This window comes from Bradyrhizobium sp. Ai1a-2, assembly GCF_000426245.1.
Lineage (GTDB): Bacteria > Pseudomonadota > Alphaproteobacteria > Rhizobiales > Xanthobacteraceae > Bradyrhizobium.
The window spans coordinates 20,474-33,935 of sequence record NZ_AUEZ01000082.1; the positions used below are offsets into that span (position 1 = coordinate 20,474).

Annotated in this window: 11 protein-coding genes; 6 read left to right on the forward strand and 5 right to left on the reverse strand. The window is 62.4% G+C overall.

The features are described 5' to 3' along the window. Positions 1-178 precede the first annotated feature (178 nt). The gene (locus K288_RS0135175) at positions 179-736 is read left to right on the forward strand and encodes a gamma-glutamylcyclotransferase family protein (protein ID WP_027583756.1); all 558 of its coding nucleotides are present in this window, start codon (positions 179-181) and stop codon (positions 734-736) included. Positions 737-1,046: 310 nt separating this feature from the next. On the opposite strand, the gene K288_RS0135185 is transcribed toward K288_RS0135175, so the two are convergent. Together K288_RS0135185 and K288_RS47460 are read right to left on the reverse strand one after the other, a co-directional pair. Further along, a complete protein-coding gene (locus tag K288_RS0135185) occupies positions 1,047-1,532 on the reverse strand; it encodes a hypothetical protein (protein WP_027583758.1) in 486 nt (161 codons plus the stop codon). A gap of 111 nt (positions 1,533-1,643) precedes the next feature. Further along, on the reverse strand, positions 1,644-3,581 hold the full coding sequence (locus K288_RS47460; RefSeq protein WP_084799962.1) for a peroxidase family protein: 1,938 nt from the start codon (positions 3,579-3,581) through the stop codon (positions 1,644-1,646). Positions 3,582-4,244: 663 nt separating this feature from the next. Here K288_RS47460 and K288_RS0135195 point away from each other — a divergent pair. From K288_RS0135195 to K288_RS0135215, 5 genes are read left to right on the forward strand one after another with little or no spacing between them, the layout of a single operon-like run. Further along, complete coding sequence (locus K288_RS0135195) at positions 4,245-5,759, forward strand: GMC family oxidoreductase (protein WP_027583759.1); 1,515 nt, start codon at positions 4,245-4,247, stop codon at positions 5,757-5,759. Between the two features lie 34 nt (positions 5,760-5,793). Further along, complete coding sequence (locus K288_RS49870; protein WP_051334906.1) at positions 5,794-7,104, forward strand: aminotransferase class III-fold pyridoxal phosphate-dependent enzyme; 1,311 nt, start codon at positions 5,794-5,796, stop codon at positions 7,102-7,104. Positions 7,105-7,133: 29 nt separating this feature from the next. Next, entirely contained in the window at positions 7,134-8,075 is a 942-nt protein-coding gene (locus K288_RS0135205) for a sulfotransferase (RefSeq protein ID WP_244443372.1), read from the forward strand. Next, positions 8,072-9,319 (forward strand): MFS transporter, encoded by a 1,248-nt coding sequence (locus K288_RS0135210; protein ID WP_256378868.1) that lies wholly within the window; start codon positions 8,072-8,074, stop codon positions 9,317-9,319. Before K288_RS0135205 ends, K288_RS0135210 begins: the two co-directional genes overlap by 4 nt. 30 nt (positions 9,320-9,349) lie before the next feature. Next, complete coding sequence (locus K288_RS0135215; protein WP_027583762.1) at positions 9,350-10,708, forward strand: condensation domain-containing protein; 1,359 nt, start codon at positions 9,350-9,352, stop codon at positions 10,706-10,708. Between the two features lie 371 nt (positions 10,709-11,079). Here K288_RS0135215 and K288_RS0135220 read toward each other — a convergent pair whose 3' ends face one another. The 3 genes from K288_RS0135220 to K288_RS0135230 form a co-directional block, all read right to left on the reverse strand. Next, on the reverse strand, positions 11,080-11,589 hold the full coding sequence (locus K288_RS0135220) for a hypothetical protein (protein ID WP_152535819.1): 510 nt from the start codon (positions 11,587-11,589) through the stop codon (positions 11,080-11,082). Between the two features lie 76 nt (positions 11,590-11,665). Continuing rightward, entirely contained in the window at positions 11,666-12,130 is a 465-nt protein-coding gene (locus tag K288_RS47470) for an acyl-homoserine-lactone synthase (RefSeq protein ID WP_051334909.1), read from the reverse strand. A gap of 46 nt (positions 12,131-12,176) precedes the next feature. Then, positions 12,177-13,363 (reverse strand): IS3 family transposase gene (locus K288_RS0135230; RefSeq protein ID WP_152535820.1). Its coding sequence is split into 2 segments (ribosomal slippage): positions 12,177-13,111 and positions 13,111-13,363, totalling 1,188 coding nucleotides; the frame shifts between segments, so codons are not numbered across the junction. Positions 13,364-13,462 lie beyond the last annotated feature (99 nt).

A 13,462-nucleotide genomic window follows, 5' to 3' on the forward strand; every position in this document is an offset into this window, starting at 1 on the left:
AATCATTTGACTGCGCAAGCGCTCGCGGCTTTAACGAGGCTAAGGGATGGTTTCATCACTCTGAGCATAGGCATTCTAGTAGCCCATGCGATGGACGCGTTTCGATCAGGGCGCGATCTAGGGCGACCTAAGAGCGTCGGTTGGTTTTTTTGAGAACACGTATGGCTACGATCTCTCCATGGCTGAGCGAGTGACGGTTTTCTTCTATGGTCTGTTCATGGATCCGGAAGGCCTTCAGGCGAAAGTTCTTCAGCCGGCCAATGTCAGGCAGGCCTATGTCGAGCGGTTTGCACTGAGGCTGGGAGATCGTGCGACGTTGCTGGCCGATCCGGACGGGCGGGTCTACGGCACAACCGCGAGTCTCACACACGCCGAGCTGGATCGGCTCTATTCAGGGCCGAGTGTCGCAGCCTATCGACCTGAGCCGGTTCTAGCCCAATTTGCCGACGGTACGGCCGAGCTTGCGCTTTGTTTCAATCTTCCAATCATCCCGCAGGAAAAGACGGCCAATCCCACCTACGCAGCTGACCTGCGAGCGGTCGCGCGGAAGATGGGCTTGCCGGCGTGGCCAGCATCGGAAAGAAAGAGTAAGCGCTACGGCACTGCCCCGCGATGCGGGCAGTGCCAGCCTATGGCCATCGCGAGTTGGATACATCGCACGGAGGCACAAACCCGCACCCAATCGCATGAACGGCAGCAATCGCCAACGCGCCGGAGTCCAGCTTACGATTTGTAGCGCTTTGCGAGCTTGGCGAGGGGGAGCTGCTCCTGGCCGTTGTCGAGGGCGAAGACGTCGGTGATGGGGTGATCAGGAAACTTGCTGGACCTGGGCATTCTCAGGGTCGAGTCGTGGTGAAGCATGCAGACGCGCCCCTCGCCAATGATCTGAGAGCCGCAACCATCTACGCGAGCATACTCGCCGATGCAGCGATCAAGACATCCAGATCTAAAGACCATCCGCTGTGCGTAATGTTTCCAAACGGGGATCGTGAGCAGATGTCACGGTTGCTGCGAGGCACAAATTGTGTTTCGTGATGTGCAATCGCTTATTCAATGACGATCTCGCCCATCATGCCGTGGTCGGCGTGAGTGCGGCCGTCTTTCGCAACGATGCCGCAGCGCAGGTCGGTGACGCGGCCGGTTGCCACCGGCACGAACCACCATTCCGCCGTTTGCCCGGGATAGACTTCAATCTCGCGGATCGTCCCCTTGAACTCGGCGAGCGCTGCCAACTTGCCGTCGCGCGTCCCCATAGCCTGGACCTTGCGCGTGTAGATGAGTTGCGCGAAGCCCTGCGAGGTGAAGTAGTGCGCGTCGTTGCTCGGGTTCTTGAGCACCAGCTTATAGAGCTTGCCGGTCTCGAACCTCAGCTTGTTTGGCACAAACACGTGCTGCCCTGGCTTACCGAGCTCGATTGTAACCTCGATCGGCTCTTGCCCGGCCAGATTACCCGCTGCGCGCGCGCCGATCGCGAACGCCATCGACAACAGACCAACGACAGTTAATGTCGAGGTGAAAGCAAATCTGCGCATGATTGTCATCCTCCTAGCTCGCCTGGATGGCGCGCCTCATCCGTTTTCAATCCCGTCAACTATCGAAGCCGTAAGCAGCTCGCGGCCGTTGTAGTATCTACTGGCGCGCATTCAGATGTCGAAGATGAAATCATATTTCTGAAGGGCGCAGGCACCAACGCCAATCAGTTCGATGTAGTCATCGCCGACCGACACAACGGCATTACCTCGCACGGATGAGATGCAGATATCATCCCAGTCGAGATTTTCGGCGTGTTTGAACTCGAGTTTGTCGACGCCGGGCTGGAAGTCGGTGATCGTGGCTCTGGTCCCGCCCTTCTCGAAGACGAAGTGGTCGGCACCGCTCAATCCCGTGAGTATTTGTTTGCCGGTGCCGGCAAACAGGAAATCTCCTTGTGGGCCGCCGACAAGCGTGTCCTTGCCGTTCGAGCCAATGACGAGCTGTCGCGCCTCGGGATCCTCCGACAAGACGCCGCCTTTTAGTCCGGTGTGTCGTGTGTATGCGATGAAGACATCGTCCTGAATGTGTTGGCTGTCGGTATTGCGGAGGATGATGTCGGCAAGCGTCGTCTGCTCGATCTGCTGCAATGTCTTGGCGTCGAAGCCCTGATTTTCGAACCAGAACCGATCACCATCACGCAAGGCCTCGAACTGCATGGCGATGATGGTTTGGAAAGTCTCGCCGACGAGCGCGCCAGCAGCATGATTCTCGGCCAGGCCCCCGGTCCAAAGGTCGATCAGGTCGACGTTGTTCGAGAACGCCTCCTTCAAGGCCGCCCGCGTTCCCGGATCGCTTGTGATCTGGTCGATATCCGTATACTGGGCGAGGCCGAGCGTCTCGCGTACATCGTTGAGCGATCCGATCCCGAAATCGCGCTCGCGCTGGATGTTGATCGCGGCGAGATCCATGCCCACGGGCGGGTCGAAGAGGAAATTTCGCAGATCTTCGACGACGCGAACATCCATGGCCTGCGACGGGTCGCCCGCCAGATGGCGCAACTGCCCGTCGGCGCCGCCAGAAGCAACAAAATCCGACGGCGGTGCGAAGAAGATATCCTTAAGTTCACGCTCCGATCCTTCGACCACCTCGCCGTTCTCCGCCAGACTCTCGGTTTCCGCGGATACGATCGAATGCCCGAAGCGGAAGGCGATGTTGAACTCGAGCGAGAGGCGCGGATCGACGCTTGCGTCGTAACCGCTGTAAGGCGCAATCGCGTCGCTGCCGAGCAGGTTCGGCAGAAACTCCTTGTAGGTGATGTTCGCGATCTTCGCCGTGACGATGGCGCGCGCGTAGTTGTAAAGCTGGTCGCCGCTCCAGGTCGGGTGCGCCTTGTGCAGCCTGTCGACCTGGTAATTGTGTTCGCGCACGAACAGCGTGTGCAGCGAGGTCAACGCAAAATTTTCCGCGACGCGCGGATCGCCGGCGGCAAACATGCCGCCAACGATCGGCAGATTGTCTCCCTCCGAGGTCTTCATGTGTCCGTCGGGCAGGCGCAGGCTCGCCGCCGTCGCCGCGTCGGAACCGTAGATCATGGAGGCGTCGAGCCAGCCGGCGCTGAAATTGAGGGGAGTGGCCGGATTGTCCGGGCTCGTTCCGCTCGACGGATCGATGATCGCTTGGGTCATCGGCATGATCGCGCCGTCGCCGAACACCGGGTCGCCGTTGGGCACCACGATGCTGATGTCATTGATGCCGTCGCTGCGCGTCAGCGTCAGATCGTGATCGATGAACTGGCCCCAGGCATACATGAATGCCGACACGCCTTGCTCGTTTGGGACGTTCGCGTCGCCCTCGCCGACCACGACATTGCTGATGGTGCGCGGATTGGGGCCATCGAGCGGCTCGGAAACGCCGTCGCTGAAATAAGCGGAACCAATGCGGTCGACCTCCGTGCCGGCGACATTGAGGTTGGGGTCAGAGAGATTGTTTCCCGAACCGTCAAAGCTGCGGAACTGCACTGTGACCGGGGACGGTTGCGCGTGCCCGTCCCAAACCTGGTGGCCCTGGATCGTCCAGTGGAACTCGCTCGATGGTCCCCGCTCAACCATTTGAAGCCATTCCAGACGGGCTCACCGGACCGGTAGTCGACGTCGAAATCATCATGCTGCGGGCCAAATTTGCCCGGCCAACGCAGTGCGCGCATACGAGACCCCACCGATATTTGCAAATGCGAACGAGTTGCACAACTAATGCAAATGCGAATGAGTTGCAATAAGGATTTGAGTGGACTGTGCAGCGTCGGCGAGGGCTTCCGGGTCTTAAAGCGCCCGGTAGCCGCGCTGAAGCTATCGCGCTAATCCGTGCACAACTGCCGTTGGCCTTCCATTCTTACATGAGAATGAAATGAAGGTTTGAGCGCCAGTGACGCCGCCGTTCTGCTCGCGCAGGTCCTTTGAGAATACCGGCACTCTCTTTTTTCAATTTTGAAATCTTCGCTGCTACTGGAAGGCAGGATTTTAGAAATATCCATCCCGCCCCGCTGAAGGGGCTTGAATCGTACGTGGCGTCATATTGTACGATTCTCAAAGTGGCTCGCCTACGGTCCTTGGCAAAACGAACGGAGGCCACTCCTGGGCTCTGGGGCGATGACCTGCCGTTCGTTCAACACTGGCTATAACAATTCTCACGGTCGTGTTGACCTGCCGACTGGTGGACAGTCGCCACTACGCGTGGCCGAGGTTTGTCGTCAGAGGTGAGATCAGAGGTGAGACATGACGGCCGATGCCGTTGATGTGTGTGTAGTTGGCAGTGGTGCCAGCGGCTCGACAGTCGCTCATGAGATCGCCCGAAACGGATTCCGGGTGCTCGTCCTGGAAGAAGGCCGGAGGCTTCCCCCCGGCGCCTCACTGGCGACTGTCCAAAGCAGTATGGATGACGCCTTGGTGCGCTCTCCACCCGGTGGGTTGATGCCGTTTGGACGCCCGTGGACCGTGTCGGCGCTCGGCGGTGGAATGACCCTGTATGCTGGGATCGCCTTCCGTTATCGCACCGTCGATTTTGACGCGCGTGCGCATGTGGCCGCGGATGCGCTCGACCCGGTCTGGCCCATCGACTACGCCGAACTACGCCCCTACTACGAGGAGCTCGAACGGCGGATGGGGGTAGCGCGGCTGGCCGGCGCGGACCCGCTCGAACCGCCTAGCGATCCTGCCGTGTTGCCGCCGCACCAGTACAGCCCGCAGGGCCGGTTGATCGCTAACGCCGGCGGACGCATCGGCCGGCTGCCGTTCCCTACACCGCTCGCGATCAACTCGGTGCCGTACGGCGGCCGCCCGGCCTGTCACTGCTGCGGCCCATGCAACGAACACCTGTGTCTTACCGGCGCAAGGGCCGATGCGCGGTCCCCGTTCATTGATGTCCCCCTGCCACCCGGCGCGTTGACGGTCGCGCTGGGCAGCAAGGCCGTGCGTATCGACCTGGGCAACGTCAGCCGCGCGGACTCGGTGGAATGGCTTGACACCGATAGTCGGCAGCGCGCTCGGGTCCGGGCCCGCTGCGTGGTGCTGGCTGGCAACGCGATTCAGTCTGCCGCCCTGCTATTACGGTCGGCACAGCCCGCGGCGCCGAACGGCATCGGCAATGGCGCTGGCATGGTTGGCAGCGGCATCTCGTTTAAAATCAGCGGCTACGTGTCTGGCAGCACCGCGCTGGACCGGTTGCCCGTGCAGCCGCTGGGCGGCCCGTTCTCCACCGTCGCGATCTCCGATCACTACCTCGACGAGGAGGCGCCCTCGGGGTTGGGCGGACTCATCTACGAAGCCAGTCCGACGGAGCGGGCGGTCCACGAGGGAAAGATAACGCTACGGCTGCATTTCCTGGCGGCCGACCAGCCCATGCGTAACAACGCGGTACGACTGGCCAACACGCGGGATCGGCTAGGTTTGCCGAACATCATTCTTGAGTACTGGACCCATCCGGTGGACAAACGCCGACTAGGCTATTTGAGCCGGCGCGCGTCGGACTTGCTGCTCGAGGCCGGCGTGAAAAAGGTCGATTACCAGGATTCCAACTATCAGTTCGGTAGCGGGCATCTGCATGGCGGCTGTCGAGCCGGGATCGATCCGAAGGAATCCGTGGTCGACCGTTGGGGTCGTGTGCACGACATCGACAATCTTTATGTCGCGGACGGCGGGTTCTTTCCGTATTCCGGAGGCGTCAACCCGACCTTCACCATTCAGGCCAACGCGTTGCGGATCGCTCGGAGAATAGTGACGCAGCTGGCCTAACCGACCGTGCTCGGAAATCAACTGGAGATGGTTCATGTCCATCAGCATGCCCAGTGCGACCTTGGCGACGACCGAAGGGCACAAATCCGCCCTTCGCCGCGCGCTCCGCGTCACCGCGTCGGAGAAATGGGATCTTAACCGGCGTTTTCCGGTGGTGATGACCCGCGCATCTGGCGCGCATGTCTGGGATGTTGATGGGAAACAATACGTGGATTTCACCTCGTGTAGCGGGGCCGCGCCGTTGGGAGCCGGATACGAACCGGTCGTTGCTCACGTCGCAGCGGAAATGCGCCGTACCGGCGGCATCCTGCCCGGGCCGTTATCTGTGCACCGGGTCGAGGTAGCCGAACGGCTGGCGGAGATCTTCCCTGTCGCGCAACGCTCGATGTTCTTTCGCACCGGCTCCTGCGCCACCACCGCCGCGGTCCGCCTCGCCCGCGCGCACACCGGCGTCAATCTGGTGCTGACCAGCGGATATCACGGCTGGCATGACTGGCACTTGCAGGACCGGCCAAGGATGGGGCTTCCCGACCGGGACTGGGACAGCGTGGATTTCCGCTACGACCTGGATCTGCTCAATGATCTGGCAAAGGTGCAGCGCGTCGCTGCGGTGATCATCACCCCTGAGGTCAACTTCTTCCCGCCCGAATACCACCGGGAGCTGCAGAACTTGGTGCGTCGGCATGGTGCCCTGCTGATCCTGGACGAGGTGATGACCGGATTCCGCTACGCCCTCGGCGGCTATCACACCGCGGTCGGCCTCACGCCCGACCTGATCACACTGAGCAAGGGACTGGCCAATGGCATGGCGCTATCGGCGGTTTCCGGTCGGGCGGATGTGCTCAACGCCGCCGAGAAGACCTACTTGGGCAACACCTATCAGCGCGAGGTCACACCGTTCGCGGCCGCGCTGAGCACCTTGGACGCGCTGCGCGGCGGGGATGCGCTGGCGCGGATGAGCCAGATTGGCGAGCAACTCATGAGCGGACTCAACAAGGTCTTCGCGGGCCAGCAGGTTGAGGCGTGGGCGTTCGCCTGGCCCACTATGTTCGATGTCGTGTTCGCCGACGCTGAACTTGGTCACGCGTTTTTCCAGGAGATGTGGTCGCGGGGCTTCCTCATGCAGTACGGCGGCCGGTTCATGCCGTCCGCGGCACTGGCGGATGCCGATGTGCGGTCTGCGATCGAAGCCGCCGGACAGGCTCTGCCGGCGGCACTGGCGCGAGTGGAAAGTGCAAGTGGCGATCCGGACCCGATAGCCGCCGCCGTGCGCTTCGCCGGTGATCACTTCGTGGCCACCTCGGATTCGGTTCGGCGCTGGATCACCGGGCGCAGCCAGTCATGAGTACAAGCTCTCAACAGGGGGACATTGCTGTGCCCGAGTCCGACCCGTTTTCCACCTCGCCGGTCCTGCTCGGCGGCGAGAACCGATCCGGCACCACCTTGCTCAGCGTGGTGCTGGACTCGCATCCTGATCTGGCGGTCGGGCCGGAGATCGATTTCCTGCAACCGCCGAATCTCGGCCCGCACATCCTGCGGGCGACCGACCTGCTCGAGGCGCGCGCTACGGCCAAAAGCGCCATCGACCCGTTCTGGTACGAGGTCGATCACTCCTGGTATGACGGCGTGCATTTCGTGGTGCAGTGCCGGAGGTTCGGCCTGGACTTCGATGACGTGCGCAGGCTGGTCAGCAAGGTGATGACTGAGTCATCCAGCGAGGTCGTCTCGTTCGCCGATCGATGCAGGCTGATCAACGAGATTGGTGAGTTCCGCAGGGCGTGCACCGGAGCGCGACGGTGGGGACTGAAGCTGCAACGCAAGATTACCGAGATCGACGCCTATGCCCGCCTATGGCCGCGCGCTCACTTCGTGCACATCGTGCGGGACGGTCGGGACTTGGCAGCCTCGCACCTGAAAACCGTGCCAGACTGGGGTTACCGGTCCGTAGCGGAAGCCGCGCGGGGCTGGCTCGAAGTGGTGTCCCGGCCGCATCGCCTGGCGCCGCCAGACCGCTATCTCGAGGTCCGCTATGAGGATCTGGTGAGACACCCCCGCCCCACCCTGACCGAAATCCTGGACCATCTGCGCCTGCCCTGGCATGAGGCCGTACTGCGCCACGCCGAACAGGAGCATGCGCTGTTCGAACGCCCGTACGGTCACCCGGCGGCTGAGTCCGCGGGCAAACCGATGCACTCCGGTCGGCTCGGGCGCTACGCTCATGATCTGACACGGGCGGAGATCGCAGAGTTCGAGCAGATCGCCGGCGGTGAACTGGCCCGGCTCGGCTATCTGTCGACCCCGATCGTCGACGCGTGAGCCGCACCGACGTTTCGGCCCCACCTCGCGGATTACCGCGCGGCTACTTGGCCCTCCTCGTTGGGCACACCGTGTCGCAGCTGGGGTCCGAGGTGACGGTACTCGCGCTACCGCTCACCGCGATCACCCTGCTGGGCGCAGGACCCGCGCAGACCGGGCTGTTGCTGGCCTGCGGCCGCGCGCCGTACCTCGTGATCGGCCTATTCGCGGGGGTGATCGTGGACCGCTTCCCGCACCGGCGCATCCTGTTGACCGCCAATTTGGTGATGGCGGCGACGCTGGCTACGATTCCGCTGCTCGCCAGCCTGGGGCAACTCGGAACGGTCCAGCTGTATATGGCGAACACACTTGTCGGGGTGGCCGCGGTGATCGCCGACGTGACCTATCTGGCGTGCGTGCCTATGGTGGTGGACCGGGCGCGACTGATCAGGGCGCAGAGTTCTTGGCAACTCAGCAAAGCCAGCGTGGTGGCGGCCGGGCCGTTCTTGGCCGGCTGGCTGGTCAGCGCGTTCTCCGCGCCGACCGCGATCCTAGCTGACTCGGCCTCGTTCCTGCTTGCTACCGCGTTGCTGCCACTGGTCCCGATGCGCGCGGCCGAGTCCCAGGCGGCCAGCTCAAGTGCGGTACTCAGCCAGGTTGCAGAAGGATTGACAGCGGTGTTTGGCAACCCGATTCTGCGGGCGGTCACGTTGGCTACCGGCACTTTTATCTTCTGCTACAACGCTTACTCCGCGGTCTTTCTGCTGTACCTGACCAACGAGCTCGGCTTCGACGGTTGGACCACCGGCGTGGTACTCGGCATCGGCGCACTCGGCGGGGTCGTGGGCGCGATCACCGCACCGTGGGCCGGCCGGGCGATCGGTCTTGGGCCCGTATTGATAGTCGCCCTCGCGCTTAGCGCCGGAGGCCTGACTCTGGCCACGCTACTTACCGAGCCACGGTGCTCCGCGGTGGCTTGCGTGGCGGTGTCCCAGTTCGTGTTGTGGGTTGGCCAGGAAATCTACAACGTGCAGCAGGTCCCGATTCGATACGCGCTGGTCCCGGACCGGGTGCAGGGCCGCGTCAGCGCGAGCATCCGAAGCGTGGTGTGGGGGCTAGCGCCGCTGGGTGCGCTGCTTGGCGGCGCGGTCGGTGCCGGACCTGGCCTGCGCGCCACGTTGGTGGCCAGCAGCGTTCTTGGCGCGGCCTCCGTGCTGTGGATCTGGCGGTCGCCCCTGCGCCACACGCACAGCTTGCGTCCCTGAGCACGACCGATCGGCAGACCAGACTGGGTTATGGAAATCAACGAATTGCGCGATCTCGAGCTGCGGCCGGGGCAGTTGACGGTGTGGCGGGTCAACGTGCCCGCCCCTGCCCGCTGGCGCTCCGACCCGCGCCGGCCGTCCCATGTTCAGGAGGAACACCTCAGCTATCTCAGGGATGGCGGCCCGGCTTGGCTGGGCATTGCGTTCGAACGGCCGGGCGACTTCGATAGCACCGCCTTGACCAGTGCGATCCTTGGGTGGGTTGACCGGCACGAGGCATTACGCTGCCGCTTCGCCAAGGACGGCCCGGCGATACACCTCGCCACCATCGGCCCGGGCGCGGTAGCGCTCGACCGGATCGAACTCGGTGACTACACCGATGCAGGCGAATTAGCCCGGACGCTGGAAGAACTATTGGACGCGGAGACGAAAGCGCTGTGCTGGCCCCCGTATGTATTCGCCACGATTAGCCGACCCGGATCAACCAGCGTGGTGCTCGCCTCCGACCACTCGGTCACCGACCTCTACTCGCTTGCACGGGTCCCTCACGAGATCAGTGAACTGTACACCGCTGTGGTCCAGGAAGTGGCGCCACAACTGGCCCCGGCGCACAGCTACCTGGACTACGCCGAGGCCGAACGAGTTCGGCTGACTGACCTGACCGCCGTCCATCCCGCAATCGGCCACTGGCGCGATTTGGTCGCCGCCAACGCCGGCCGACTCCCGGATTTCCCCGTGCCGCTCGGTTCGCCGAATGGGGCGATGCAGCGCAGCGGACGGATCTGGCTGTTCGACGCGGCCACCGCTTGCGAGTTCGGTCGGGCGTGCCGAGCAGAGGGCGGAAATACCGTGGCTGGCCTCTTCGCTTGTCTGGCGCTGGTCGGCAAAGCGCTGGCCAACCAACAGGAATTCCGCACCGTCACTCCCTTCCACACTCGGAACGACCCGCGTTGGATGGATTCGTTCGGCTGGTACGTCGGGATGAGTCCGGTGAGCTTCCCGGTGTCCGACACGCTCCCAGAGCTGTTGCGCGCCGCCAGGCTCGAACTGGAGCGGGCCAAGGAGACTGCGCGCGTGCCGTTTTCCAAGGCGATGGAACTAGTTGGCGCAGCTCTGCGCGACCGGTTCATGGTGTCCTATATGGACCATCGTAAGGTGCTGGGGTCGCATTGTTGGTCACGCTGGCGGACGAGATTTCTGATCAGTCGCAGCGCCGACCCGCACGAGGCATACCTGTGGATCAACCGGTCGCACGAGGGAATCTGTTTGAGTTTCCGTCACCCGGGCACGGCGACCGCCCGAACTGCGGTGGACGGCTATGTCGCCGAAGTCGCCGCGTTGGCGCACCGGATCAGCGGCGCCTTGCCGCGGCTACGAGAGCGAGTGTAGCCGCGCCAGCGGCAAAGGTGATCCTCGGCTTAACAGCGTTGACCGCAGGCGCATCGTGTAGACACTGAGCTTTCTCGATGCGGCGGCCAAGATCTTCCTCGCAGCGATGAGATCAAAGGCGTGAGCCGCCATGGGTGATGTAAGCAGGGTGGAAGGGAAAGAGACGCAGCCGCGGATCTAAAAAAAACAGAAACTCTCGTGAGCCCAGCAGCCCTAAAACCCAAATTTGACCTACCTTTTATTTTATTCGCCTGTCGACTAAGGATTGTATGGCTGATCTAGCTCGCCGCCACGTCCGAAGCCGCAAAGGCTCGCGAGCGCGGTCGAGCGCGGCTGTCGGGCGCCTGAAGGCGCCCGAGGTTGAGGCCACCTCACGACAAAAGCTGCTGAACCTTTTGCTTCAAAAGCGCATCGTCCAGACACACCGCCCATTCCAGCAGCATCTGTCGCACAGTAGTCGGCAAGATGCCGTGAAGCGCAAGTCGATCCAAAACGAGTGAACGGTCCCCGTCAACACGCGCCGCGATGAGGTCCGATAGCAAGCGTACGTCATATCCGCGCTCGGCCGCCTGCAGTGCGGCAATGAAGATCTCCTCTTCGAACCAACTTCCTGCGAAGAAAATGATACTGGTTTGGGCTGAAGCCAGATTGTCTGTGAACCGGTGATCCTGCCAAATAGAAAGGGCGTCGACGTCCAGGTGCATCATCGAGTGCACGAGTTGCTGACGAACCTCAATGCCAGCCGGCTGGCATTCGCCGATGGCTATCGACGCGACGGCGAACATTTCCAAGCCTGTCTGCAGTAATGAGAAGCTGCTGTGGCGCGCGCCAAGACCGGCCGAAGCCAATCTCTCGCCGCGCGACAGATTGATCAACACCACCCGACTATGTCGTGGGTCTGCGAACATTTGCGTTTCAAATGACCGTTGCTGGATCTTACTCAGGAGGCGCGCGTTGTCAGGCGGCCGGGTTGACAAGATCGGGTGAGAGGAGCACAGGGCCGCTGACGTCGGCCCGTTCGTACATCCCGTGAAGCGCTTGTTCGGACGTCTCGAGAAAGCCGGCGACGGCCATGGTCGATCCGACCTGCTGTGGAGCAGCGATTCGTCTCAATGGCCAGCCCGCTCGGCGCAGAATGCGCTCCATACGCGTATCGGTGACTGTCACGATGCTGTCTGCGCTCGCGCTGCGTGCCGCTTCGATCATTGCGGCGAAGAGGATAACCGTGGCGCGGTTGAGACTATTGGCGGCCTGTTCGGCGATAAGGCTGGTGTCCACGCAAAAGCGCGAGCTTTCGAGAACTCGTTCGTCCTGCGGCGCGGGGATCCCGCCGAGCAGAACGGGAAAAGTGTCGGCCAACATGGTCGGTCCGGTCGTTGGAAGCAGACGAACCGAACCAACCGGCTCTCCGCCGTCTGACATCAGAATGAGATAAGTTGGTCCGAGCGTGTGACCTGCCACTGAGTTTTCATCCAGCGGCGGTTAGAGTCTCGGAGTTTTGTACGCCAAGTGGCGCGGGTGGAGCAACGGACGATCGGCGGAGCTGGTCGGGGTTGCGTAGCCGATCGTCCGTTGCGGTGAGGTGGGCGGCATAGGCCGCGGGGGTTAGGTATTTCAACGATGAGTGAGGTCGCCGGAGATTGTAGTCGGCGATCCAGTTGGCGATCTTGGCGCGGGCGTCGTCGAGATCGAAGAACAGGGTCTCGTTGAGCAGCTCATCGCGCATTCGGCCATTGAAACTCTCGATGAAGCCGTTCTGCATCGGCTTTCCCGGTGCGATGAAGTGCCAATCGATGAGTGTGTCCTTGCACCAGGCGAGCATGGCATTGCAGGTGAACTCGGTGCCATGGTCGGACACGATCATTCCTGGCTTGCCGCGTCGTTCGACGATTGTCGTAAGTTCGCGGGCCACCCGCCGCCCCGAGATCGATGTCTCCGGAATGGCGCCCAGGCATTCCTTGGTGACGTCGTCGACGATGTTGAGGATGCGGAAGCGCCGGCCGTTGGCGAACTGGTCGTGGACAAAGTCCAGCGACCAGCGCGCGTTGGGCCTGGCCTCCACCAGGATCGGGGCCCGGGTCCCCACAGCCTTGCGCCGAGCCCGTCGCTTGCGGACGGCGAGTCCCTCCTCGCGATAAAGCCGGTAGATCCGGTTGATCCCCGACGGCTCGCCCTCCCGCCGCAGCAGGACGAACAGCCGGCGGTAGCCGAAACGCCGCCGCTCGTTGGCGAGATCTCGCAGCCGGCCTCGCAGCTCTGCCTCTGGAGGGCGGCTGGAGCGATAGTGGATCATCTTCCGATCCGCGCTCACGATCGAGCAGGCCCGCCGTTCCGACAGGCTCATGACGGCCTGCAGATGCGCGACCGCAGCGCGCTTGGCGGCCGGCCCTACCATTTTTTTGAAAGAAGCTCGCGAAGGGCGGCCGCATCGAGCATCTGCTCGGCCAGAAGCTTCTTCAGCTTCGCGTTCTCCTCTTCCAAGGCCTTCAGTCGCTTGGCCTCGGAGACATCCATGCCGCCGAATTTGGCCTTCCAATTGTAGATCGTCGCCTCGGAAATCCCATGCTTGCGAGCAAGGTCAGCCGTCTTCGCCCCAGCCTCATGCTCCTTCAACACCGCGATAATCTGCTCTTCCGAAAACCTTGCTCGCTTCATCTGTCCGTCCTTCTGCGGGCCGGACTCTAACTCCATCTGGAGGAAATACGCAGTGGCAGGTCAAAGCTTATGGACTGCTTCGTTGCTGAAACAATGCCG